This window comes from Metabacillus sp. 22489 (genome assembly GCF_052044855.1).
In the GTDB taxonomy this organism is placed as follows: Bacteria; Bacillota; Bacilli; order Bacillales; family Bacillaceae; genus Metabacillus; species Metabacillus niabensis.
Map to the genome: position 1 here is coordinate 19,489 of NZ_JBQENT010000032.1, position 26,559 is coordinate 46,047.

At 36.5% G+C, this 26,559-nt stretch carries 20 protein-coding genes and 1 riboswitch; of the genes, 9 read left to right on the forward strand and 11 right to left on the reverse strand.

Translation table 11 applies throughout. The features are described from left to right. The first annotated feature begins 380 nt into the window (after positions 1 to 380). On the forward strand, positions 381 to 527 hold the full coding sequence (locus ACTJJ9_RS17350; protein WP_141231512.1) for a BH0509 family protein: 147 nt from the start codon (positions 381 to 383) through the stop codon (positions 525 to 527). Positions 528 to 1,001: 474 nt separating this feature from the next. Continuing rightward, positions 1,002 to 1,535: a hypothetical protein gene (locus ACTJJ9_RS17355; protein ID WP_145582123.1), complete on the forward strand. Its 534-nt coding sequence runs from the start codon at positions 1,002 to 1,004 to the stop codon at positions 1,533 to 1,535. 440 nt (positions 1,536 to 1,975) lie between these two features. Here ACTJJ9_RS17355 and ACTJJ9_RS17360 read toward each other — a convergent pair whose 3' ends face one another. After that, positions 1,976 to 2,629: an SGNH/GDSL hydrolase family protein gene (locus ACTJJ9_RS17360; protein WP_145582122.1), complete on the reverse strand. Its 654-nt coding sequence runs from the start codon at positions 2,627 to 2,629 to the stop codon at positions 1,976 to 1,978. Positions 2,630 to 3,195: 566 nt separating this feature from the next. Between ACTJJ9_RS17360 and ACTJJ9_RS17365 the strand changes: the two genes are divergently transcribed. Next, entirely contained in the window at positions 3,196 to 5,238 is a 2,043-nt protein-coding gene (locus tag ACTJJ9_RS17365) for a glycoside hydrolase family 2 TIM barrel-domain containing protein (protein ID WP_145582121.1), read from the forward strand. 183 nt (positions 5,239 to 5,421) lie between these two features. On the opposite strand, the gene ACTJJ9_RS17370 is transcribed toward ACTJJ9_RS17365, so the two are convergent. Next, entirely contained in the window at positions 5,422 to 5,949 is a 528-nt protein-coding gene (locus ACTJJ9_RS17370; RefSeq protein ID WP_145582120.1) for a hypothetical protein, read from the reverse strand. A gap of 158 nt (positions 5,950 to 6,107) precedes the next feature. Continuing rightward, positions 6,108 to 7,004, reverse strand: a complete 897-nt coding sequence (locus ACTJJ9_RS17375; RefSeq protein WP_145582119.1) for a LysR family transcriptional regulator — start codon at positions 7,002 to 7,004, stop codon at positions 6,108 to 6,110. Between the two features lie 163 nt (positions 7,005 to 7,167). Here ACTJJ9_RS17375 and ACTJJ9_RS17380 point away from each other — a divergent pair, with 163 nt between their 5' ends. From ACTJJ9_RS17380 to ACTJJ9_RS17395, 4 genes are read left to right on the forward strand one after another with little or no spacing between them, the layout of a single operon-like run. Beyond that, the gene (locus ACTJJ9_RS17380; protein WP_145582118.1) at positions 7,168 to 8,205 is read left to right on the forward strand and encodes an extracellular solute-binding protein; all 1,038 of its coding nucleotides are present in this window, start codon (positions 7,168 to 7,170) and stop codon (positions 8,203 to 8,205) included. Positions 8,206 to 8,220: 15 nt separating this feature from the next. After that, a complete protein-coding gene (locus tag ACTJJ9_RS17385; RefSeq protein WP_255451892.1) occupies positions 8,221 to 9,981 on the forward strand; it encodes an ABC transporter permease in 1,761 nt (586 codons plus the stop codon). Next, entirely contained in the window at positions 9,944 to 10,984 is a 1,041-nt protein-coding gene (locus ACTJJ9_RS17390) for an ABC transporter ATP-binding protein (RefSeq protein WP_145582117.1), read from the forward strand. Before ACTJJ9_RS17385 ends, ACTJJ9_RS17390 begins: the two co-directional genes overlap by 38 nt. 3 nt (positions 10,985 to 10,987) lie before the next feature. After that, on the forward strand, positions 10,988 to 11,614 hold the full coding sequence (locus ACTJJ9_RS17395; protein ID WP_145582116.1) for a metallophosphoesterase: 627 nt from the start codon (positions 10,988 to 10,990) through the stop codon (positions 11,612 to 11,614). Between the two features lie 162 nt (positions 11,615 to 11,776). On the opposite strand, the gene ACTJJ9_RS17400 is transcribed toward ACTJJ9_RS17395, so the two are convergent. From ACTJJ9_RS17400 to ACTJJ9_RS17415, 4 genes are all read right to left on the reverse strand, one after another. Continuing rightward, complete coding sequence (locus ACTJJ9_RS17400; protein WP_095300200.1) at positions 11,777 to 12,718, reverse strand: glycoside hydrolase family 43 protein; 942 nt, start codon at positions 12,716 to 12,718, stop codon at positions 11,777 to 11,779. A gap of 135 nt (positions 12,719 to 12,853) precedes the next feature. After that, positions 12,854 to 16,609, reverse strand: coding sequence for an alpha-L-arabinofuranosidase C-terminal domain-containing protein (locus ACTJJ9_RS17405; RefSeq protein ID WP_440768779.1), 3,756 nt, complete (start codon positions 16,607 to 16,609; stop codon positions 12,854 to 12,856). A 396-nt stretch (positions 16,610 to 17,005) separates the two neighbouring features. After that, complete coding sequence (locus ACTJJ9_RS17410) at positions 17,006 to 17,461, reverse strand: SRPBCC family protein (RefSeq protein WP_145582114.1); 456 nt, start codon at positions 17,459 to 17,461, stop codon at positions 17,006 to 17,008. 272 nt (positions 17,462 to 17,733) lie between these two features. After that, the gene (locus tag ACTJJ9_RS17415) at positions 17,734 to 19,668 is read right to left on the reverse strand and encodes a beta-L-arabinofuranosidase domain-containing protein (protein WP_145582113.1); all 1,935 of its coding nucleotides are present in this window, start codon (positions 19,666 to 19,668) and stop codon (positions 17,734 to 17,736) included. A 162-nt stretch (positions 19,669 to 19,830) separates the two neighbouring features. On the opposite strand from ACTJJ9_RS17415, the gene ACTJJ9_RS17420 reads away from it, so the two are divergent. Beyond that, positions 19,831 to 20,724 carry an AraC family transcriptional regulator gene (locus tag ACTJJ9_RS17420; RefSeq protein WP_145582112.1) on the forward strand — a complete coding sequence of 298 codons (894 nt, stop codon included), beginning with the start codon at positions 19,831 to 19,833 and terminating at the stop codon, positions 20,722 to 20,724. 85 nt (positions 20,725 to 20,809) lie between these two features. Here ACTJJ9_RS17420 and ACTJJ9_RS17425 read toward each other — a convergent pair whose 3' ends face one another. Both ACTJJ9_RS17425 and ACTJJ9_RS17430 read right to left on the reverse strand, forming a co-directional pair. Then, complete coding sequence (locus ACTJJ9_RS17425) at positions 20,810 to 21,514, reverse strand: class I SAM-dependent methyltransferase (protein WP_145582111.1); 705 nt, start codon at positions 21,512 to 21,514, stop codon at positions 20,810 to 20,812. 693 nt (positions 21,515 to 22,207) lie between these two features. Further along, the gene (locus ACTJJ9_RS17430) at positions 22,208 to 22,825 is read right to left on the reverse strand and encodes a 2OG-Fe(II) oxygenase (RefSeq protein ID WP_440768780.1); all 618 of its coding nucleotides are present in this window, start codon (positions 22,823 to 22,825) and stop codon (positions 22,208 to 22,210) included. Positions 22,826 to 23,238: 413 nt separating this feature from the next. Continuing rightward, a riboswitch (SAM riboswitch) is annotated at positions 23,239 to 23,340 on the forward strand. A gap of 108 nt (positions 23,341 to 23,448) precedes the next feature. Here ACTJJ9_RS17430 and ACTJJ9_RS17435 point away from each other — a divergent pair. Beyond that, the gene (locus ACTJJ9_RS17435) at positions 23,449 to 24,552 is read left to right on the forward strand and encodes a 5-methyltetrahydropteroyltriglutamate--homocysteine S-methyltransferase (RefSeq protein ID WP_145582109.1); all 1,104 of its coding nucleotides are present in this window, start codon (positions 23,449 to 23,451) and stop codon (positions 24,550 to 24,552) included. Between the two features lie 90 nt (positions 24,553 to 24,642). Here ACTJJ9_RS17435 and ACTJJ9_RS17440 read toward each other — a convergent pair whose 3' ends face one another. Further along, positions 24,643 to 25,293 carry a vWA domain-containing protein gene (locus ACTJJ9_RS17440; protein ID WP_145582108.1) on the reverse strand — a complete coding sequence of 217 codons (651 nt, stop codon included), beginning with the start codon at positions 25,291 to 25,293 and terminating at the stop codon, positions 24,643 to 24,645. Positions 25,294 to 25,370: 77 nt separating this feature from the next. Beyond that, complete coding sequence (locus ACTJJ9_RS17445; RefSeq protein ID WP_145582107.1) at positions 25,371 to 26,387, reverse strand: macro domain-containing protein; 1,017 nt, start codon at positions 26,385 to 26,387, stop codon at positions 25,371 to 25,373. Between the last annotated feature and the right edge of the window lie 172 nt (positions 26,388 to 26,559).

Consider the following 26,559-nt stretch of genomic DNA (forward strand, 5'->3'; position numbering starts at 1 on the left):
AGATTACTTACATTTTAGGTGAAAATAGACATTATCATTATAACGAAGCTTATTATTTTCTTGTCTTAGTTTGCAATGTAAGAATATTCTTAATTATATATGATATTACCATATTTCGAATGATTGAAGAATAATAAACGACACTGTTTTTGTATATACAAGTCTATAACTATTTCAAATCTTAACGAAACAAACCCCTTTTGACATCTTATGTAGGTAAAAGCACTAATAAATAACGTATCTATATGAGTTTTCAACAATTCATCTCAAACTGATATTTGTTTCATCTCAAATTGAGATATATAATAAAATTAAGAAATTGAAGAAAACGTTTCCTAAAACAATAACTTTATCACGGTTTTACATGAGGAGGATTTAAGATGAGCCAATCAGCGAGAGAATCCAAAGTGAGAGATTTATTAAATAAACAAAAATTCAATGAGAAAGAAATTGCGCAAATGACGGATCCACAGATTGAATACTATCACTGGCTCTATTTTGAAGATTCAGTTTACGATTATATGTAATTACGATAAATGATAAGATAGCAGCTTTTGTACTAAGTACGAAAGCTGTTTTTGTTTTTTTCACTGATTAAGTCTAACATTAAAAACTTTTGTTTTTTGACGTTTTTCTTTTAAATGATTGTTTAAACTTAACAATAGTACAAGGAGAATAGATTGTACTTTTTAGTTAACATAATATTTATACGGTAAACTTATCTTTTAGATATCTTCTAAAAAATGATTTTCACTTTGGAATTCACTCTTACATACACCTCGTTTTCTTCCATTTCAATGGGATATTCGCCTTCTCCCCTTTCAATTAGCTACGCCAATAATATACAAATTTCATCATCTACATTACAAAAATATTCATAAAACAACAAATTTTCGCAAAAATATCAAGATAAAAAGACAAATAACTGCTTTCTTATGGTATAATTTGTAATGGCATTTTTTATAAAAAAATATATTCTAAGATTTAGAAGGTGAGATTAAATGAAGTTTATGAGAAGAATGATTTTATTGCTCGTCGTTTTATCAATCATTTACGGAATGTCACTTGCAGACTATAAAGTCACTACCCAAACTGACGATAGCTTTAAGGTAATTTGGAAGGAGTATTCCGTTGAGGATAAGAGCGAATTTGTAATGAAGGATCAATTAAATTTTTTTGATGGCTTAAATAATAGTGTTGCTATACTTGGGAAGTCGATCATTGATTATCCGATGGATGGTTGGACCTTTTTTAACAAATCAAAGGAGTTTCTCTCTAACTTGGAATTGCCAGTATGGGCAAATACTATTTTAGAAGCACTTTTCTTTATCCTTTGCTATATTGCAGCAGCTGTAGTTATGATTATTTCGATACCTGTTTTATTATATAAATTATCCTTTTTCGAGGCAGACCCTAGTTATCATCTAGGTATTTGTGCTGTCATATTAGGACTTTTTATTTTCACTAAATTCACTGAAAGTAAAGGAAGTAAAAGACCAAAACCACAGCCAAAACCTCAACAAGTGAAAGTATAAAGAACAAAATAACAGTGGAATTGATTCTAATAGCGGAGCGTTAGGCCAAAAAAGGTTTAGCGCTTTTTTACGTATGTATTCAATGTACAAGAATCTTAGCTCTATCTGCAGTCGAACCAATTAATCCATGCACAGTTTCTAAGCCTAAACTACTATCCCTACATTCCTATTTTCTACATTATATCACACCATTTTACATTCTTCACTACTTTTATCATATTTTTTCATTCAATAATTTGGTTTTTATATTGTTTAGGTATTTTGAATTATCTCATTCGTCGGTTATCATCCATTATGGGATATTCATCATTATCAATTTATAGTGAAGTTGTAGGAAACTCGAGCACTCTAATGTCTATAATAAGTAGTGCGGGGGTAAGCAGAGTCCCAATTTTGACGACTCTGCTCTATCCAATTGAAACTTCAAAGCCCATAATTTATTATTTACTCCAATCAAAGCCAACCTTATTGAGAAAAGCACGTGCTAGTAAAATATGCCCTGCTTCATTTGGGTGAACTCTGTCCCAAGCTAATGCTGCTGGGTAAATTTTATCTAATAGTTTATTAAAAGCTGCTTGTGTATCAATAAAATAACAATTTGTTTCTTCTGCAATTTTTTGAACGACAGCGCCATATTCATCCATCGCCTTCCGCATCTCGTCTTCTGGATTGGCCTCCAAATAGTAAGGAGTCATTAACACTAATCCCTCTACTTGCGGCTTTGTTTTTTCGACAAGATTGCGAAGGGTTTCCTCATATTCGTTCATGTACACATGCTTATCCTTCATGAAAGGTAAATCGTATTGTCTCCATACATCATTTATTCCGATCATGATCGATAGCCAATCTGGTTTTTGATTCATAACATCCTCTTGCCATCTTTCTTTTAAGTCACGTACTGTGTTTCCGGAAATTCCTTTATTAACTACACGAATTCCTAATTCCGGATATGTAGAGGTTAAGAATGCGTTTACAAATGAGACGTAGCCCTTTCCTAATGCACCGAATAATCCTTCCCCTTCAGGTTTTGCTCTCTCGCAATCTGTTATTGAATCACCAATAAATAACAGCTTCTGATTCCTTTTAAGTTCCATGATTCATCCCCACCTTGTCATTAAATCTTCTAGTAATATATAAATTACTAACCTAAGTTTAGTACATCAATCCCTATTCGTCTATTAGGCTTAAATTATAAAATGGGGACAGTCCCCACTTCATAAACCCATTTCCCTATTTTTATAAAAAGATATTGACCAGGCAAAAGCTTGCTTGGTATTATTTGAGAAATCCTCATTGATTTTTCCCTCTATTTTGATGTAAATTTTGATTCATCTCATCATTTCGGAATGATAATAACAAGCTTTATTAGGTTCAGAAATGTATCTCTTGGCGAGTAACTTTTTTTTAAAATTTAAATTTTGAAACCCTTTTCATTTCAAACCCAATAGTTAAAGTTATGTCTGAAAAGTTTGTATAATGTACTTGTTAATTCTTAAAGGAGGTGAAGCTAAAGCAGGCTACTTAGAATAAATTGTATGCGCTTTCTGTCATTTTTCATTTTTATGAAACGGGTTTCATTTTTTGAGCAATTCATCCTTAGATCATCTCTTCTACTTAAAAGTTTATTAATCTCAATAACAATCCGTCGGGAGGTTTCAATATGTTTCGAAAATCCATTTATTGTGGGATCGTTTTTCTTCTTCTATTTTCTACCCTATTTGCCGGAGGAGCTGTTGCTAATAACAGTACTACAGTAACGACGAATTCCGCAGAACGAGAGCCAATGAACACGGAAGTTCATTCAATTGATGGGACAAATGTTTTGTATCAATATGGTGAACCGGTCCCTTCGTTTGATACATGGACACAAGAAGAACCTAGCAGAAGCTATTTATCACTTGATGGGAAATGGAAATTTTCAATGGATCCTGATAAGCAAGGAATGAACGAAAAATGGTATGCAAAAGAATTCAATGATGCAAATTGGCAGTCTGAAAAGGTACCTGGCAGCTGGGATTTATATGATACCCCTGATTTTGGAACATATGATGGCTCTAACTTCGGTGTTGGCAGTGCTTTTTATGATGGTGACGCATGGTTCCGGACCCATTTTTCACTTGATGCCAACTGGAAAAATCAATTTGTTAAGCTTCATTTTCTCGGTGTTAACTATCGCGCATGGGTATACGTAAATGGCCATTTTGTAGGTGAGCATGAAGGTGGAAATACTCCATTTTCACTAAATGTCAGTAAATATGTACAGCCTGGAAAAGATAATGTGATTGCAGTTCGTGTTAATCGAAGAGCAGACTTTGATTCTTATACAAGTCCTGACGCAAAGCCTGTAACAAATGATACAGAGCTGCCGTACAAGCCTGTTGACTATTGGCGGTATGCTGGGATTACCCGCAGCGTCTATTTGGAGGCAACTTCACAAGTAACAGTTAGCAAAATTCTCACGTCAACTGGCGATCATACGTTGACAACAAAAGTTGTTGTTTATAATCACGGTGATAAACAAGCACATCGACAATTAGTCGTTAATCCCGGTAATCAAACTGGTGGGAAACAACAGTCACGAGAAATTACTTTAAAGCCAGGTGAAGTGAAGGTTGTTTCATTCGATTTTACCATTCCAAATGCAGACTATTGGTCACCTGAATCTCCTACCCTTTATAAAGTAACTGCTTCACTCTTTAAAGGAAAAGGGAAAGGGCAAGGCAAGCAGAACGGAAAAGACTCTGTTGATGACAGCCTTTCAACGAATTATGGAATGAGAACGATTGCTGTTGAAGGCAGCAAGCTAACGTTAAATGGAGATCAGCTCTTTTTAAAAGGTCTTAATTGGCATGAGGAAACAGCTGAAAATGGGAAATCGATGACGATCGAGGAGTACGACACAGAGCTGAATCATGTTCTCAATGTTAATGCCAACTTTATTCGAAATAGCCACTACAATCGTCATCCATATGTATATGATTTTTCAGACAAAAATGGAATAATGGTTCTTGATGATGTTGATAATATGTGGCTTGATACGAAACAAGAAGCGTTGCAAACAAGCTCTTACGGACTATCTAGGTCATTAGTATTAAGTATGGCATGGAACCAAATTAATCATCCTTCGGTTATTATGTGGTCCTTACAAAATGAGTCACAAATTTGGGATGATGAACAAGTTTATCGTGACTGGCTTGCAGATATGAAGTCAGCTGTCAAAAGTATTGATATTCAAAACCGCCCAGTCACATGGGCATCTGGAAGCAGCTGGGATCCAGCCTATGATTTAGCAGATGTCATCGGTTTAAATGAATATTTCGGATACTTTTATCAGGAGGATAAAGACCTAGGGACAACATTAGATGCGGTTCATCGAAACCATCCAAATAAACCGATTTTAATAACGGAAAATGGAACTTGGGCACATATTGAAGACGAACTTAAGCATGGAGACTCAACACAATCAGGTACGGAAGAATGGCAATCAGCAAAGTTTCTCAATCACTGGAATCAAGTAACAGACCCAAGCCGGCTATCCTATATGGCTGGATATACGTTCTGGGTGTTAAAGGATTATAAAACAAGACTTGGATATAACAAACAAATTAATGGCATTTCAACGATGGGCTTAATGAGATTTGATAACGAAGAACCCCGGTTGATTTATGAAACGTTTAAAGATGCGAAAAATCCGCTTGAGTAATGCCCTTTATAAACGATAATAAGAAATCGAAATACTCAGCTTCTTAGCCTTATACAGAGGACATCAGACTGAAGGCAAGCAAATCTATATGTTTTCCTTCAGTCTTCATAATAAATTGATGTTGATTTTCTAAAGGTTCTTCTTTTCCTCAATTTGCTACCACTTTTAAAATCATTTTGCGTTCTAACTATGCCACACACTTTTAAAATATCCGGATAAAACACCTTCTCCTTGAAATCTTTCTTCAAGAACAGCTTGCACCTGATAAAACTCTTCTTCCAGTTTTTCGTCTGGCTTAGAAAATGACCCTAGGTACGAATATCTATAAACTGGTTCATCTGGACATCGTTCATAAGCATGCTTTAACATCACAATACCTTTTTCTTCCCAAAATTCGTCGTCACCGAAGTAATGCGGGAACAGCGAAATCATATATCCAAAACACCAAAGAAAATCCTCATTTGTTATAAAATGAGCCAATCCGAAATGGGTAACCTCATTTAAAACCGTTTGTACCTCATCAAAATCGACATCTTTAATCGCGAGTGGTCCTTCTTCGACTAAGATATACCAGCAAAGGAAACCTAGTCGAATACTCGCTTTTAGGTCATTGGGATTTTCCCGCCAATTCTTAATTAGGAGCGATTTTGCTTCATTCCATCGTTGTTGTTCTTCTAATGCATCAACTTCCGGCCATCGCCAATCAATCACAGTAATTCCCCCTATTTATCTATCAAAACCTAAGCTGAACAAGACTTAGAAATTATATAGATCTGCTTGTTACCTACCATACAAATTAAATGTACAAAAAAATTGATTGTCACTCTACTATGTACTAAAAAATAAATTTTCTACAGGACATCCCTCTACTAATTCGCTAGTTTTTGATGAATAAATTGGATAAACGTATTATAAATAGTGTTTTCAAACAGATGTTCTTTATGTTGAACACTATAGATGAACCTCTTGTTCGTATATTGTGGTAACGGCAGTGCAACTAAACGATTTTGGATAAGCTCCTTTTCAAGACTAAGCTTTGGTAAGATTGCTGCCCCAATACCTGCTTCCGCCGCTTCCTTTAGTGCTTGAATCGAACCTATCTCCATTGTGATATTTAACGGAATGCTGTGTGAATCCATCCACTCCTTTGCTAAACGGTAGCTTGTTGATTGCTGTTCATGTAATAAAAATGGATAAGGTAACAGATCTTCTACTTTCAGTTGTTTAATTGCAGCTAAAGGATGATTTGGCTCCACAGCAATGACTAATGGATCTTCAGCTAACGGGAGGACATATAATTCATCGTCCTCTATCGGTCCATGTGCAATAATCGCTATTTGCAATTCATATTTCTTAATTTTTTCTAATATTGTTGGAGCTTTTTGAACAGTTAACGATATTTTATAATCCTCATGATGTTTTTGGAACGTAGCTAAATATGAGGGCAAAATATATGTAGCTGTCGTTTCACTTGCACCGATTTTTAACAGTGTGCGCTGAAATTCATTTAAGTGTGTGATTTCTTGAACAGCATTCGTTTGCAATTGAATCATTTGCTTTGCATAAGGATATAAAATTTTCCCTGCCTTATTTAAAATCCACCGATGTGGTAAATGCTCTTCAAATAATGATGTTCCAAGCGTTTGCTGTAAAGCCTTTAAATGAAATGTTAATGTCGGCTGTGTTAGCTGTAATTTTTCTGCTGCTAAACTTAATTTACGATGCTCAACGATGGCAATAAATATTTTTAATTGTTGAATATTCATTTCCGCCACCTCCCTCCACTAAAATATAGATAAAATCTTTCTAATTATCAATATATTAAGATTTTATTTAACACTATCTTTACAATCTCCTACAAATTTCTTCATATTCATTGGTTATTCTTGATGATGTAAACAATACATGGTTAAAGGGAGTCGTTAGTTCATGAAAAAAATCGCGTTATTATTTGCAGCAACATTAGCATTATCAGCATGTTCAGGAAATGAAACGGAAAAGACAGCAGGTAGCACAAGTTCCAAGACGACGAAGGAAAATGACGTATTAACTGTTTATGTTAATGACTTTGATGAAATGATTGAGCCATTGTTTGAAGAAGCTACAGACTATGATGTGGAAATCGTTGTCGGCAACGGTGCAGAAATTCAATCGCGAATCGAATCAGAAAAATCAAATCCAAACTGGGATGTAGTTTGGATGGATGGTCAAGCATCCTTTTCAAGATGGGATGATGAAGGGATGTTTAAGCAGAACCTTGATTTAGAAAATAAAGCAAATTTAAATGACTTTGGAAAGGAATTATTGCCGAAAACCGATGCCTATTATCCTACTGGCGCTCATGCTGCGGGAGTAATTGTCTATAATACGAACGAAATTACAGCTGAAGAAGCACCAAAGACTTGGGAAGATTTAACGGACGAGCGTTTTAAGGATTCTGTCGGTATGGCAGATCCGGCTGTTGCAGCACCTGCTTATCCATTTGTCGCATGGTTTTTTGAGGAACAAGGTATGGACGCTGGAAAGGAATATTTTACGAAGCTATTTGAAAATGGCACGAAAGTATATCCTAAAAACCCAAATGTAGTAGAAGCATTATTAAGTGGAGAAATCAAAGTAGCTGCCCTCCAAGAATCTAACGCATATAAAATGGTTCAGGATGGAGAGCCAGTGGAAATTATCTGGCCAGAGGAAGGTGCTCCAGCATCTGTTCGTTACGCAGCGATTAGCAGTGAAACAGACAATGAAGAAGCTGCTCGAGCATTTATTAATTTCCTATTAGAATATGAAACACAAAAAGAAATGATCAATGGTGGTACTGAAGGTTATTTTACTTCTTCTGTTAAAGATGTTGAAAGCCCGGATGACCGTGATAAAGAAGCACCTTTATTAATTGCAGACCCCGCTAAAGCTGCTGAAAATGAAGCGGAAATTAAAACATGGTTTTCAGATCAATCTGTTCAATAATTAGGAGGTAAAGCAATGCCGCGCATGCTTCTAAATAAACGAACTGCCCCTACTCTTTTAGGGTGGGGCGTTTTATTATTGCTAGTTTTATTAATTGTCTTACCACTTCTAGCTGTACTGATACAAATTTTTTTACCAGGTATTTTTTTTGGTGAATTAAATTTCGCAGGCTTTGGCTTAGTGTTTGACATCTTCGAAAGAAAATTGTGGAGTAAATCATTAACAAATTCATTGTTGCTTGCCGCTGGAACAACAGTGTTCGGTACCCTTCTTGGCACAATGCTTGCCATATTACGCTCGACCTATCATTTAAAAAGTCGGATCATCTTAGATTTTACTGCATGGGCATTGCTTATTATGCCTTCTTTTATTATTGCACAGGGCTGGGTTTTATTTGCCAGTGGAAAAGGTATTGCCGTCACGTTTTTTGGACTTGAATGGGTGCCATCCTTTATTTTCCACCCAATTGGTCTCATCTTTATTATGACGTTATGTAAATTTCCATATGCTTATTTAGCGGTTACTGCTGCGTTAGAGTGGAATATGAATAACTTAATAGCTGCAGCACGTTTAAACGGTGCAAACAGCTGGAATTCAATTACTACCGTCCAAATTCCATTATTAATGCCTAGCTTACTTTCGGGTGCTGCTTTAATTTTTATGGATGCGATTGGTGATTTCGGCTTACCTGCTTCATTAGCTGCTGTATATAGTTTCCCGACATTATCGTATTCGATTTATTCAGCGCTTTATACAGCACCGATTCGATTTGATATGGCTGGCGTTTTATCGTTTTACTTAGTCTTGATTATTTTTATTGTTATGGCCATTCAATTATGGGCTTTGCGAAAAGGTTCCTATTCATATATTTCAGGCCAAAGCATTCGTAAAAATGCAATGAAGGTACGATTTGGCTGGTTATTCGATGGCTTTGTCGTATGTTGTTTAATTATCATGCTTGGAATTCCTATTGGAAGCAGTATCGTTGTTTCATTCATGGATACGTTAGGGAATGGCATTTCATTAAATAACTTTACGTTTCGTCATTATCAACAATTTTTCAGTGTTGAGTCTGCAACTCTTGAAGGATTTTTCAACTCAATATCAATTGCTTTATTAGCAGGAATTTTAGGCTTAATCATTGGCATGTTAATTGGCTATGTCTTAGTTTTTACTGACTTTAAATACCGAAAATGGATTGACTCCATTTCTGTCATCTCATTAGCTGTCCCTGGTGTTGTCCTAGGGATCGGCTATATTTTTATTTGGAATCAGCAATTTTTGGAAGCAATTCATTTAAAGCTATACGGCACACCTGCGATTTTAGTGCTAGCAAGTGTTGCTGGAGCGATCCCGATTGCTGCACGTCTGATGATTGGGGCTGTGACGAAAATTCCCCCATCACAGTTAAACGCCGCTGCCTTGCAAGGTGCTGGTTTTTTCAAAAGAATGCAGTCGATTTTAATTCCATTACTGCGTTCCTCGCTATTAACAGCAGGCCTAACTGCATTTGGGACAAGTATTTTTGATTTAGCGATAACATCGATTCTCTACCCTCCAAACTATATAACATTACCGGTTGCAATTAATAAAGCATTCGAGGATTTAAATTACGGCTATGCAACAGCTGCAACAATCATTAGTGGATCGCTTGTTATCGTCATTATGATGGCATTTAAATGGTTTATCGAGAAAGGCTTCACATGGTTAGCCGCGCTAGGAAAAAAGGAGAGAAAACATGTCATTAATCGTACAGAACGTATCAAAGAAGTATAATCAGCAAAAAGTTTTAGAAAATATCTCATTTACGATGAAGGAAGGAGAAGTTCTTTCGATATTAGGACCGTCTGGCTGTGGTAAATCGACCCTTTTGCAAATCGTTGCTGGATTACAGGATTTAAATGATGGAGAAATTCGTTTAAACGATCAAGTAATCTCATCAAAAAAATATTCCGCCTCACCTGAAACGAGAGGAATTAATATGGTATTTCAAGATTATGCTTTATGGCCCCATTTAACGGTTGAAAAAAATATTGGATACGGGCTAAAAATGCAGAAAAAGCCAAAAGAAAAACGTAATGCAAAGGTACAATTTTTACTTGATTTATTGCAATTACAAGGGCTTGAAGGCCGTTATCCGAGCGAGCTTTCCGGCGGACAGCAGCAGCGTGTTGCGATTGCCCGGGCTTTAGCTACTGAGCCGAAATTACTCTTACTTGATGAGCCTCTATCAAATTTAGATATGCAGCTAAAGTTTGAAATGCGTAATGAGCTTTCAAAATTATTGAAGGAATTTAAAACGACTGCTTTACACGTTACACATGACCCACTCGAAGCATATGCTTTAGCAGATAAAATCTTAATTTTACGAAACGGTCATATTGAACAATTTGGCACTCCCCATGAGGTTCGCGGCAATCCTGCCTCACTTTGGGTTGCGGGCTTGCTAGGGATGACAAATCGTGTAAACGGGATTGCCCACAGCAGCAATTCCATTAAAATTGGCGATTACATTGTCCGCGCTAAAGGACAACTTGAAAAGGACGAACGATGTGTTCTAGTCACAGGTACCGAAACGACAACCATTCATCGTCAACATGTTGATAATTCGTTTGCTGGTGTTATCAGTCATATCGTTTATGAAGGAGAAAAATGGCGATTAATCATCGAAACCAATGAGGGGTCTGTCACCTCTCTGACAGACAAGATTTACGAAAAAGGTGACAAAGTATGGGTGGAAATCCATGCAGAAAAAGCTTGGATTTATAAAGAAAGTTAAGGAATGAGGCATTATACATTGAGAATTTTGGCGATATCAGATATACATGGTCATGTACAAGCTTTATCCTCATTATTACAAGCGGCAAAATATGATTGCTTTCAAGATAAGCTTTATTTATGTGGGGATTATATTGACAAAGGGCCCGATAGCACATTAGTCCTTGAGCTAGTCATGGAGCTAGTAAAAAACGGTGCTAAGGCGATATTAGGTAACCATGAGCATAATTATCTACAAGAGAAAAGGAAAATTTTCAGCACGGAAATTGATACATTTATTAAACAATTGCCTTTATATATTATGACGGATCAATTTTTATTCGTACACGCAGGTATACATCCACATAGAGGTATAACAGAGCAATGTCAGGATGATTTACTAACAATACGCGAGCCATTTTTTTCAGAACAGCATCTCTTACCTCAAACGGTTGTTTTTGGTCATACCCCAACATTTAAATTCGGAAAAAACCTTGGGGAGCTATGGCATCATGAACGCAAATTAGGAATTGATACAGGGGCAGGCTTTCATCAATACTTAAGCTTGGTTGATTTAACAAATAAAATTCAATATCGATACTGTATAATAACGAACAAAATAGAACAAATCCATTTTAGAATGAAACAATAAAAAATGGCTTCCTACTTATTTTACTAGCTTTACCATTTCAAATGTAATTTTTAAAAAATTGGCTCTGTTAAACGAGACTAAGAGTACACTTGTTTACTAGGTTTAACAGAGCCATAAAAAAACGATATTCTTATTTGTTCTTGTCAATTCAATTGCTAACCATTACTCTTCCCACTTATGATTTTTTATCCGTTCGTATTCTTCCATCGTAATCGTCAAAATCGTTCCATGCTTAAATCCATATGGAAACTCAAATGCCTGATCAGAGCGAACAAAATTCCCTTCCGAAAGACTATCTGCAATAAATGGAACATACCCCTGCCCCGCGCCAGGCACACCGTAAAAGTCAAGGAACAAGCACCATTTTCCATCCACAAGCCGGACTGCTGTTGGCGCTTCATAAAGTCCCGCCTCCAATGACTCCATACTTTTATCAAAGTTTTCAACACGAGTGTAAGGTCCGGTTACTTTCTCAGCCTTCATAAGCACGATTTTTGCCGGCTTGTCTTCACTTTTTACAAACATATAATAACTGCCATTTTCCTCATAAATAGCAGAATCAATCACACCACTATCTTCCTTCTGATACAATGCTTTAGGCTCGGTAAACTGAACAAAATCCTTAGTTCGGCTATAGTAAATTCCCTTCCAGCCAAAATCATTATGCTTATGAGGTGATGACCAATGAAGTACATAGTCATCCTGCTCTTGGTCATAAATAATATCCGGGGCCCACATACAGCCGAAATCCTCGTTGCCTATTTTCACAAGCCGTTGCTCTGACCAATCTACCAAGTTATCAGATTCCCATACAGAAAAACACTTGCTTCCCTTTTTTGCGATTTCTTCCCAGGAGTTGTTGTATTGATTGCGCATACCGTAAGCAAGACTTAAGTCTGTTGCAAAAATATAAAACTTTTTATCTTTGTTGGCGCGGATAATTGTAAAATCTCTTACACCTTTGTCTCCATAATAAGCCCATAGGATTGGCCGGCCATCATTTACTTCTTCCCAATGGTAGCCATCCTTGCTTAGCCCAAAATATACCTGCTCACCATCTGGAGTCGACTTTTCTCGAAAATGGACAAATAAATACGCTTGCATCCTACTCTTCCTTTCTCTTGTGTTTATTTCCATTGATTTATTAAATCACCATTATCTACAAATCTAACATATCGCTTCACACCTTGATAGATAACAAGGACATGCTTGCTTTCACAAACATGTCCCGTAAAATCCTTATTTTAAATCCAAAACAATAATATTCACTGAATTAGCCGATAAAGGAATAATTGCACAATTGTCATCAAGCTTAATTTCTTTTTCTGATGGAACAATTAGCTCAGCGTTCTTTTTATTGACATTTGATGTATGGACGAGTGATTCATCACCGGTTACCGTAATCAGTTTCGCTTTAGTAGCTACATTTAAATCTTTTAACGAAACTTTCGTTGTTTTTTCGAATGGATCTGCATTAACAAGCTTTACATAGACGTGTTTTTCATCCTTTGTTACAGAGTTAAAAATGTCCCGGTTATACGCTTCAAGCTTATAATCCAATACTTTGCTTGTAAAAGCACCATCTGTATAAGAACAGATAAGACGATTTCCAGATTCTCCACCAAAATTGACTGAGATCGTATATGGTGTATTGTCAGCTAGTACCTCATAGCAGCTTGTACGCAAATTGCCTGCAGCTGTACTTGATGAGTAATCACCTAGCATGTAGCCTTGAACACCTTCTTTATATACCTTTACACCAGTCGCATTTCCGTTATATCCTATTGCATATTCGAGAACTTCCTTTTTCTCTGGTGAAATATTTGTCAAACCTACACCAACATAAAAGCCGTCATTACCTGATACTTTTGTCGCTGTAACTTCAACTTTATAGTTCATCCAGCTATCATTCATTATATATAATCCGTTTAAACCACCGTTTTGCGCCTGTAAGACAAGCCCCTTTTCCGGATCTATTGTATATCCCACAGATCCTGGGATAACCTTCCATTCTGAGCTCAGTTCCTTTGTGAAGTCCTGTTCGAAAAGCACTGTACCCGTTATATTTTCAATTACCTTCACTTGCTTAACATGAATTTCTGCATTACCTGCCGCAATTTCGATTCCGCCTCGCGGAGTAAGCTCTGTAAGATGACCATTTCTGTAAATGGAAAATGACGTCCCTAACAATTTCTTACCAAGATATTTTGCAAAAAGATGCTGTACATAATAATTTGGTGTGTACCAAACCGTTTCATCGTCGAACCAAATTAAATCTGGTGTCCAGCGGTACGTTCCATCAGTTAAGACCTTGTTAAATAACGGTGCATAAGCTGCTAATCTAACGACATCAGAATTTCGTTCAAAGCCTGTCATAATCGCTGCTTCAGCAATCGCACCAGCTAATGTATTCTTATCTGTTGAAGCAAATTCGCCAACGAACACCTTGGAAGTTTCTTTTTCATCTAAGCTTCCGTCAGGCTGATATGCTCTGTAATAATAGTTATATCTATCAGCATTGTTTAACAAATATTCATTTGAACGGTAGTAGTGCTCATCAGCAATCGTATCCATGTAGTTCGCTTGCTTTTCATACCAAGTAACGACCTCTTCTGTCACTGTCTTACCGTCAGTAAAGCTTACAGTAGCAGGCTCTGCTAGGTTTCCACTTAAGAACTTCCAGCCTTCCTGATATGCGTCATCATCCGCTTGTGCACCAACTGTTGAAATGATATGAAGCACATAGCCCGGATAATGCTTGTCCATATATTCGTCAATCGCAGCTTTAAAGTATTCAAAGTTTGCAAAAAACTCAGTACCCCAGTTTTCATTACCGACACCTAAATAGTGTAGGTCGAACGGTGCTTCATGGCCCATCTTTTTACGCAAAGCAGCCCACTCATTATGTTCAAAGTCAGTGCTTATCGCAAAATCAATTAAATCAGTAAAGCTTTTAACAAAGTGCTCTCTTAGCTCTCCACCTGCCGGATTGACATAATCTGAACGCGCCTGACAGAGTACACCACAAGCCATAACAGGAAGAGGTGTTGCATTTAGGTCTTCAGCTAATTGGAAATATTCCATATAGCCTAATCCCATCGTCATCATGTAACCCCATACATTAAAGTTTTCTTTACGAATTTCGATATCCCCTACAGAATCCTTCCATTCGTAGACATTATCCCAAATATAGGAGCCTTCTGAAATACAGCCACCAGGGAAACGAAGGAAAGTTGGATGCAGGTCTACAAGCGCATGAACTAAATCCTTTCTTAAACGATAGTTTGGATTTCCTTTATAATTTGCATGGGCTGTTTCTGATCTTTCTTCCTCATTTACACCCCAGACATCCTGTGGCATTAATGAAACCATATCGATTGAGATTTCACCGTTAAAGGTTAAAATAAGCTGACCAAGTGACGTTTTCGTTCCAGTTAAGACAATCTTTGAATCAACACCGTATTTTTTCCAGCTGTTTCCACCTTCAACTTGTACGGTCTGTGTATCGCTTATTGGCTCACCATCTTGATTTTGTAATTGTAATGTGATTTTGCCTGCGGATTCTGCCTTTGCCCAGATCGTAAAATCGTAGCGGTCACCTTGTTTAATAAACATGGCACAATGATGATTCGAATCGGTAAACCCTTTATTGATTATCGTGCTTCTGTCAGGTGCAGTTATATAATGAGAATTAACGTCTTGATCTGAGATACCAAAAAATTCATTCAATCCACCAGTATTGTTAACGGTTACTTTATCAATATCACCAAACCATGCGTGTAACGGTTCATGGTTTCTTCCTGTTGAACAGCCACATTCCCCAGAAGCGTGGGAATACGTATCAAAGACGAATGATTCGAAGGAACGGTTTTGCACAAGCTCTGCATATATTCCACCGTCCGCTGCATTGTTAATGTCTTCATAAAATAGTCCGTATAACGTCTCGCTAATATCTAACACTTCGTTGCTTCCGTCAATTGTTAACAGATGAGATGGAAGCTCTTTAGGAAGGACAGATACTGTAAATTCCTTTTCTGTAGTATAGTCTCCCTTGCTTAAAATAGCTGTTAGTGTAACACCTTTAGGGTTGCTGATTTCACCTACTATTCCATCATTCGATAACGATACGGGATCACTCGACTTCCAAGATAGCTCGACCTTTCCTCCCATAAGCGAGGATGGCAATGACAGATCATTTGAGACGATCGTAATCGGAAAAGATAAATATTTATCCTTCGCAAGCTGAACAATTTCAGCATCTGTTAATGATTCACACATCACCTCAATAATCTCGTCCTGCGTAAACCCTGCTTTATAAATCCGGAAGTCAGATATGGAACCGTTAAAATCCGCATCTGCTTCATGCTGTGATCTTCCTATGTAATTATAACTGTAATTAGATGGATCCTCGAATGTTTCAAACCAACTGCGAAGCTTTGCATACGTTCCGCTTGAAGTTTGACTAATCGAACCGTCTGCAGCTACTTCACCGTTCACATAAATAACAGGACCTGCACTGCTTAACGTCCCACCTTCTGTACCAGTAACAGACATGGCAACATGAATCCATTCACCTGAGGAATACGTTCTCCCAGTATCTGCAACAAGATCAGCTCCAGCAAAACATGTGCCCCGTAAATTTCTTGTTAGAAAAAGGTATGGGCCTGCTGACCCTTTACCAAAATCAAAAATTCTTTCCCAAACATTCGTACCCTTTTTCAAGTAAACCCATGTACTAACCGTAATCCCCGTATTGTCGTTAATATCCTTGAGTAAACCAGAAGGAAGCTTTAAATAAGAAGTGCCATTTTTTCCACCGGCAAGCGTAACAGCTGTTCTGCCGCCTACTGTTTCAACGATAGGGCTTGTTACTCCCTCTGTTATGGCATCATTTCCACTCCCTGAGCTGTCTTTTCCGATATTTTCAGGATCATCAAAATAATAATGAGCAATGATACGGTCGTTATATGAAATATTACTCTCGTTTCGTTTCATAGATGCTCTCCTTTGCTAGAATGATAGAGGTAAGTACAACTTTAATCATAAAAACATTTAACTTGTTTGCGGATTTTAAGATCCGCAAACAGAAACATGTACTTACAACTATTATAATCGTTATCTATTATTTTTCCAACAGAATTCCTCTGTTTTTCTAACCCTGCCAAAATACCTTGATAAATCTATGTTACTGCTTACCATTACTCAATCTTATTCCATTAATATTATTGATACCAATTACCTAGCCCATGTACGCACATGTAAAGTTTAATAGGGAACTTAAATATTGATAAACGTACAGTTCCATTCAAATAAAATAGCCACCAGTAATGGTGACTTAGAATTTGAAGCTTCTCTTATTAATCATATACGATACATAATCATTCGGAGGCTTCACTCATTTTCCAAATAAGCTTTTAGTGCATCCAAATCTTTTTCACACGCCTTTTTAAAGGATCCAGCGATCACTTTTCCAAATAATTTCGTTAAACCGCTAAGTCCTTTTATCTCACCGTGTAATACTACGTTTGATTCGTTCCCTGACGAAGTAATGATATAGGTAAACACAAACAGACCTTTGCCTGTCGTTCCTTTCGCACCATCACAGCAAAGGACAATTTTATTTGGTTCCTCAAGTTCGATAACCTCGAAATGTTCAGTTGCTTCCTTCCCGAACATTTTCCTAGTTTCCCTCCACTGGCTTCCCACCTTTATTGGTCCACCATCCAAGCGCTCGATACCAACAAAACCTTGCATCCAGTGCTTAGCAGCATCCAGATCAAGCAAACTAGAATAGGTTGTTTGCTGTGATACGTTAAAGTTTTTTTGTATTTCAAAGCGAATTGTCAAGCAATTACCTCCTAGAATATTTCAATAATTCATGTATATGTCTAACTAGTATTAAACCAATAAGTTCAAGGTAAACGATCTCTAGTCCTGAAAAATAGATGTATGGAAATACATTTTTCAAGGCTCAAAAAGAGGGTGGCTCAAAGCAAAGGTTCAGCCCCTCAAACATAATATATAGACTAATCATGAGGTTAGTTACTATATACCTGTGTTTGTTGGAGGGTCCCTTTTTGAGTCATCCTCTTTCGTCTCTATTCTTCCAATTTATTTCATTATCTCTTCTCATTAATCCAAACAATCATTTCACCTGGTTCTCGGTTACACCAAGCATAATAAGGGATTGCTTTAATTTGAACCCGTGTTGTATCCTCTGATACCGGACGATACAATTTGTTGCCCCAAGCAGATTCTACAATTTTCTCTGCCTCACCTGTTATCACAACAACTCCATTTAGTAAATTTGCTGCAAACTCTGCCCTTAATTCTGTATCCCTTGGCAATAGAATACTATGAAGGTTGTCACCATTATCGACTTGCTCTAAACAATAAACGATAGGGCCACGCTGTATCGCAACCTTTCCAACATTTTGTCGGACAAATGGACTCGCTTGAATTCGCGTTATATCCATTGGAAAGGAAAGCTCTATCTTATCTCCTCGTTTCCAGACTCTACTTATATAGACATATCCCTTATCCATCAAAGGAACATAATCAATCAATTCTCCATTCACCATGACGGTTCCTTTTTTTGCCCAGCCAGGCATCCTTACTGCTAGAGTAAAAGTATGTTCTTCTTCTGGATTGATTTTAATTACAACATTTCCATCCCAAGGATAATTTGTTTTTTGTGAGATTGTAACTTGTTTGCCAGCAACCTCCAAATTTGTTTCATTTCCCATATATAAATGAACGTAGACATGTGAATCGTTCTGTCCATAAATATAATGCCCGATTGAAGAAACTAATCTCGCTAACTTCGGAGGACAACAAGCACAAGCAAACCAAGGCTGTCTTACAGGTTTTATATGCTTTTTGTCGCGACGGATTTCACATGCTTTAGGTACTACTTCAAGTGGATTAACATAAAAGAACTTTTGCCCATCTAAATCCATACCACTTATTGTCCCATTATATAAAGCCGTCTCCATCACATCTGCATAATGCCGATTTACTTCTAAATTTAGCATTGATTTTGCCCAAAATACTAATGCAATGGATGCACAAGTTTCTGTATAGGAGAGGTCATTCGGTAAATCGTAATCATATGAAAATGCTTCACCAAATTCCATCGAACCAATACCACCTGTAATATACATTTGCTTTTCAGTGACATTTTCCCAAAGTGCTTCACATGCAGACTTTAATGATTCATCACCTGTTTTCACTGCAAGATCTGCCATTGCTGTATACATATATGTAGCACGAACTGAATGACCAACAGCAACCTTTTGTTCACGTACAGGTAGATGTGCTTGATGATACGTATATTGATTATTGAACCAAAACGGGTTGGCATCCTCTCGTTTTGCTTTCTCAATATCAAAATAATGAGGAGAGTTGCCTCGTTCATCGATAAAATATTTGCTTAGATTCAAATACTTGTCATTATTGGTTACTTCATATAATTTGACAAGAGCTAGCTCAATTTCCTGGTGTCCTGGATATCCTTTTAATTTCCCCTCTTCCTTACCCAAAACAGTATCAATATAGTCAGCATAACGTGACATAATATCGAGAAACTCTCGCTTACCTGTTGTCCGATAATACGCTACAGCGGCCTCAATTAAGTGACCTGCACAATATAATTCATGATTGTCACGTAAATTTGACCAGCGCTTCGTAGGTTCCTTTACCGTATAATAAGTATTCAGATATCCATCTTCCTGTTGTGCTCTACCTAGTAATGCAATGACTTGATCGGCTGTTTGTTCAAGTTCTTCGTCTGGATGATTTTCCAAACTATATGCAACCGCTTCCAACCACTTCGCAACATCACTATCCTGGAACACCATCCCATAATATTCACCTTCTGTTTCACCTGCTGCAATGCGAAAATTTTCGATAGCATGACTTGGTGCGGCACCTGGTATCCTATCATTTAATGCCTCCCATTGATATGGAATCACTTGCTCCCTAACAACCTCTAAATAATGACTCCAAAAGCTGTCTGTTATCTTCACCTTGTTTTGAGCAATAGTTTTTTTCATATGGATCTCCTCCAAACGATTTTTAAAGGCATTGATTTACATATCTAATGATTAGAATAACATGCAAGAAAGAGTTAGTCGGTAGCGCTAAGTAAACAAAAGGTGGACAAAATTGACCTTCTCATTTTACACTTAGGTTATTAACGATAAGGAGTTTGGTAGATGGATATATTAAAAGCAGATATACATCAACCATTAGAATACATATCTGGGGGACTATTCCACTCTGATGAACCTTGGATACACTCAAAACGGGTAATCAACAGCTATGAACTTATCATTGGTATTGATCAAACTTTATATATCCAACAAGATGAAACCCAATATAAGGTGAACCCTGGAGATGTCTTGCTCTTGCTTCCAAATCATCTACACCAAGGCTACAAAATCAGCCCAGGAAATCTATCCTTCTATTGGTTTCATTTTCATTGTTCAGGTAGTAGCGAGCTTATTAGCAAAAATGACCTCGTCCGTGACATTACTCTTGCTTGGAATCAACCAATTTCACAACGTAACAACACAAATGTATATGTTCCGGTTTTTTCAACACCAATTAGCATAGAGCGAATTCAAATCCAGTGCCAACAACTGCTTCATATCGCCAAATCAGCTTATTACACAAACCAAGCCGTTCATTTTCAGCTTACGTCATTATTAATTGAGCTTACTGAACAAATGAGTTCACTGATGAAAACGCAACAGCATAAAACAGAAGCTGATATTAAGCTCGAAAAAATGAAGGAATGGATCCGCATAAATAGTAGCAAAACAATAACAGTAACAATGCTTGCAGAGAAATTCAATTATAATAAAGACTATCTTTCTCGGTTTTTCAAACGGAAAACAGGGATAAATATCGTTGAATATATCAATCTCATGAAAATTAGCAAAGCGAAGGAGCTACTATCTAGCACTTCCCTGCCGATAAAAGTCATTACAAATCATGTGGGCATAGAGGATGAGAAGTATTTTATGAGGCTTTTTAAAAAATACGAAAACATGACACCAACAGAATTTCGCAATGCGTACTATGGGACTCATATGAATAATAAATAAAACGATTAAGGGTATTTAAATAAGTGAATGGGACGAAAGAATTTCTGGGCTTCTAATACCCTTACCTTTTCTAGTCATCGAATTCTTAGCATTTCCTAACAACGTAAGTAATCGCGTTTGTTTTCAACAAAATTGGTTTTTCATTCCGTGTAATCGTAAATTCTAGTGGCTTTATCACCCTTTTTACTTCTTTCCAGCCTTTATAAACGCTCGTTAATTTAGACATCATGATGTCAGTTAATAGATTAACCTCCATTAGCGCATCCAGTCTTTCATTTGTCTCTAAATCTATTTCTTCTACTTCTGAATTAACAATTAAACAGTTAACCCCGTTATGCTTCGTACCTGCTGCCATCTGTTTGATTACATTTTCAAATATTTCTTCAGAACCGACATGCTCCAGTGTTGAAACCGCAACAATAATGTCATATTCATCTTGCTTAATTTCATAGCTTCCAATATCAGCCTTTTCCATATCAATGACGTCATCAACATTGTATTTGACACTATATTCCTTTAGCTTCGTTAATGCTGAATCAAGCAAATCTATACAAATAACTTTTCCGTTTCTATGTTTAATTGCTTCTGCTATCGGAATACTATTTCTCCCGACACCACACCCTAAATCTAGAACCTTCATATTCTCATTATAATCAAATTGTGGTAATACATCTAAAACCGTTTTAACAGGCTTATGTAACCAGGAGCCCTCCTGAAATAGTTTATAGTTTTCATAGCAAGCATCATGGTATTTCTTTTCCTCATTTCGAATAAGCTCGATTCTATTCATCGCTATCCCTCCAGAGTCTAAATAATCCCCTTACATTTAAAAGATTGGGAAGTTGCTTTTATCATAGATCTGTTAAACTTTGTTGCTACGATCTTCACTTTACGCCGACTGCTCTGATTTGCTTTAAGAGCAGACGTCTATGGGGTCTGGCACATAGGGGTCTCATGTATCCGTTCCAATGAACAATACTCTTTAACATAATCTTATAATAAAAAAGCAATTCTATCTGTCATCAAAAATTATGTATTAGTTTTTTTTATAGAGTATTTTATCGAAGGTTATATTTAACATATAACAACTAATACTAAGAGCTGGGATCCCTATGACAAAATACCAAATGTTTTTAGGGATAAACATATTAAAATAATATAAAAAGAGGACTGCCCATACAAAAATAGATATGTATTTTAACGTTTTTCTCATTTTTTCCACCTTTAATAACTGTTAATAAATGTCTATTGAACTATTATTAGGTCTTTAATCTCTTTTGTCAATTTGTATTGCGAACGCGAAACTTTTATTTTATTGATATATACTAATTTCCCTATAAACAAAAACATCCCCACAAACGTTGTTTTTTCAACATTCATGAGGACAAATAATTTCATTAAACATTAAATATACTATTTTACAATTAACTTAATAAAACGGTCACTTTCGAGTTAAAAAGCTTAACATTATCACATGCACTTCTTATTTAACCGCTTTCCTTCTCATCCATTGTGTAGCAGCCCATTTGTCACCAACAATAACAGGTGCTCCTCCGTGGAATGTTGATTCATTAAGCATTTGGTTATTATAAAAATATTCGAAGTAAACAGCCATCCCTTTTTGCGGACTTACAGATAGGTTTAGCTTAGGAAAGTATGTTTCTCCTCCCTGCTCTACATCACTTAAATACATGACAAGTGTGCTTATTCTTGGGTTTTCCGCTGCTGAAAAATAATCTAGATGTGCTTTAAACTCCTGACCTACCTTATAATTTAGCACTTGAATTCCTTCGCCATGTTCAACTGGGATATTCATGATTTGGGAAATTCTTTTTTCAATTTTTGTAATTACTTCGTGTTGTCCGTCTTCAATGAACATACTGCTGCTTGTTCTCAGTTCATGTACTTCGCGAGAATCGCCTATTCTTGAGCGCTGCAGCCTATCCTTTGATAATTGAATTAGTACATCACATTCATCATCACTTAAAAAATTGCCTAAGATAACAATTAATGGTTCATCAAATCTAGCAATAATATGGATTTTATTACCAAAGTGATTAAAAATCGTTTGTTCTTTCAAAGCTAATTCTTTCGTTTCCATCGTAATCTTCCTCGACCTTCAATAATGAATTTTTCACAAAAAATGTTTCTTATAACGAAAGCATGTAAACGTTTAATCACAAGATGATGTTTTATTGTTGTTTCTTCCCCTCCTAAAATCAAGTGTGTTGAAGTGAAAAATATCTAATTCCTGTGAATTGATTTTACTATTTACTCATTTGTTTTACTACTATTTTTTGATGGAAAACTAAAAAATTTAATTGCTAATTTCACCTCCATGTACTCATTTTTTGCATGCCCTTCATCCCCTGCTACAATAATATTTAGCAAGCATTATTTAATAAATTTAGAAAATAGAATTAAAAAATTATTTGTACAGAATATTTTTTCAATATTGACAATTAGTGTTTTTAAGTATATTCTGAATGTCATAACTTAATATATTGATATTTTTTCTTATCAAGAGAGGTAGAGGGACTGGCCCTTTGACACCTCGGCAGCGGACTATTTATAGAACTGTGCCAATTCCAGTAGCAATTTGCTAGAAGATAAGAGGAGAAGATGAAACTTTCTATCTACCCCTCTTTTATTTTTAAAAGAGGGGTTTTTGATTTTATCGGATAGAAAAACAAAAAACAAAGATTCGTTAAGGAGAGGATATTAATGACAAAAACATTAGTAAAAGCACCATTTAGAGCAGATCATGTTGGAAGTTTGTTACGACCAGAAAGAATCCATCAGGCGAGAAAGGATTTTCAAGAAGGAGTAATTACTGCACAAGCCCTACACGAAATTGAAACAGAAGAAATTAAAAAAATTGTTGTTAAGCAAATCGAAGTTGGTTTAAAAGCAGTGACAGATGGAGAATTCCGCCGTAGATTTTGGCATACCGATTTCCTTGAGCATTTAAATGGAGTTGAAGGGTATGTTCCAAGCCATGGATTTAAATTCAATGGGAAGGAAACGGAAAGATATGATGTTCGTGTTATTGGAAAAATTTCATTTAACCAAGACCATCCACATGTAAAGGAATTTATAGAATTTAAAGAAATCGTTGGCGACCGTGCTGTTGCAAAACAAACAATTCCTAGTCCAAACCAATTATTTAATGCTGGTATCCGCAATCCAGACATTTATCCAGATATTGAAGAATATACAAAGGATATTATTCAAACGTACCGTGATGCGATCAAAGCATTTTATGATGCAGGCTGCCGTTACTTACAGCTAGATGATGTGTACATAGCTGGTCTTAATGCACCAGAAATTCCATTTAATGATAGTGGATATTCTCGTGAGGAATTAATCGACTTAGCGTTACGTGTTGTAAATGGCGTTTTAGAGGATAAACCTGAAGATTTAGTAGTAACGACTCACCTTTGCCGTGGGAACTACCGTTCAACATGGGCATTTGAAGGAAGCTATGCGAAAATCGCCCCAACGTTATTTGCTAAAGAGCAAGTAACTGGATTTTTCCTTGAATATGATGATGATCGCTCTGGTGATTTCGAGCCATTGCAACATATTCCAAACGGTGGGCCACAAGTAGTACTCGGTCTCTTCACTTCAAAGCACGGTAAACTAGAGGACAAGGAAACAATTAAAGCCCGTGTTGAAGAAGCAACAAAATATGTTCCTTTAGAGCAACTATGCATCAGCCCGCAATGCGGATTTGCTTCAACTCACCACGGAAACATTTTAACTGAGAACGAGCAATGGGCGAAGTTAAAATATATTGTTGATATCTCTAAAGAAATTTGGGGGTAAAAATCGGATACAAATTGAGAAAAGCTCAGTTTACAATGAGCTTTTCTCTTTTTTAGCATAAGGCTATATAACCGTCACTTATCATTATCATTAACGCTTATTTCGTTGGCTAAAATCCCGTTCAATTTTCTCCTTCCAGCTTCTGTCGATTTCCTTTCCACTTCGCATCATCGTCACAGCCTCATTCACCGCTTGATAATTTAATTGAGTTCCCTTGTTATCCGCATGGTAATTAACGGCGAATTCCTCATCAATCCCATATTTTTCTGCTGTTGAAATCGAGTCAATATTTGCACCTAAAAACATGAATTCCCAACCAAATTGCTCCTTTTGCCGTGTCACCATTTGTTTGATTTTGTTTGCTGTATACTCCCTACTCGCATTTTCCATCCCATCGGTAGTAATGACGAAAAGGACTTTATCGGCACGATTTTCCTCGTTTGTTCTTTTTTGGACATTGCTAATTTTCTGGATAGTCGAGCCAATCGCATCAAGAAGTGCTGTTGTTCCCCCTACTTGATAATCATCTTCCGTAATGGGAGAAATCCCTTTGACATTGATTCTGTCATGAAGCAATTCATAGTCATGGTTGAATAATACCGTTGTGACAAAGGCTTCTCCTTCTTCCTTTTGTTGTTTTTTAAGCATTGAATTGTAGCCACCTATTGTATCTGCTTCAAGTCCTGCCATTGAACCGCTTTTATCAAGAATAAACACTAATTCTAATTTTTTGTTTTTCATTTTTGTCATCCTCCATTTCATGTTACGTTAAGGATAACAAGATGGTGGAACCAATGGGTCGCTTTTAAAGCGACATTTTATCCACCTACCAATGGCTGGTCAAAAGCAAACAAAGCTTCATTCAATTCATGAATATTGTAGTTTCCTTCATGGATGAAATATTCAACGATCACATCAAACTTATTGCTATGAGATAGCATATAACCGGCTGCCGCCAATAATTCATTCGTTTCAGCAATATTTAGCTTTAAAGCTATCGCAAAGGCTATCGCGGTTTTCTTTTTTGGATGATAATCGGGATTCGTACGAATTTTTGAAAATAACCGTCGATTCAAGTTCGCTCGAGTATATGTTTCAACATCAGTCATTCCTCTTTCGTCTATAAAACGAAGCAGCCTTTCGGAAAATGATTCGTCAAGAGTATTAACTAAGTCTACTAAGCTATTTTCTTTATGAACATATTCCCCTTCTATTTCTTCTTCTTTAAAAATACTTTGTTCTGCGGGTGGCTTCATTGCATACTGAACAGCTCTTCTCGAACGGCTAAACATCGTTTCGACTTCATCTACATAATGCTCATCAATATACTCATTTATTGAAGAAAATAGCTTTTTACTTAAACGAAATGAATTTTTATCAAAGACAACAATGTATACGTGCATATCATGCTCAAATAAAAATGAACTAATCGTTGAAACAGCGATTTGTAATGCTTCTTCCTTTGGATATCCAAATATCCCCGTTGAAATCAATGGAAATGCAATTGATTCGACACCATGGTTTTTTGCTAGCTTCAAAGAGTTTAGGTAAGATGCCTTTAATAATTCTGCTTCCTCATTTGAGCCACTTTGCCAGATTGGCCCTGGTGTATGAATGATAAAGCTTGCAGGTAAATCAAATCCTTCTGTCATAACCGCTTGTCCAACCGCACAGCTACCAATTTTCTCACAAGCCTTCTGTAGATCAATTGCGCCTGCAGCTTGAAATATAGCACCACATACTCCCCCACCCATTTTCAACTCCGGATTCGCAGCATTGACAATCGCATCAACATCCATTTTTGTTATATCGTTTCGAACAATTTCTAAAGGCATAATGATTGCTCCTTTTTTCGGATACTAATACTTATATGATAACGAAATCCGTATTGATTAAAAAGTGGCTAGAGCTAGGTAAATTTGATAAAGTTATAATCGTCATATATAAATTTAACGAATCTTTAAGAATTTGTTAAAATAATAGGATAGAAATAAATTTTTAAAAATG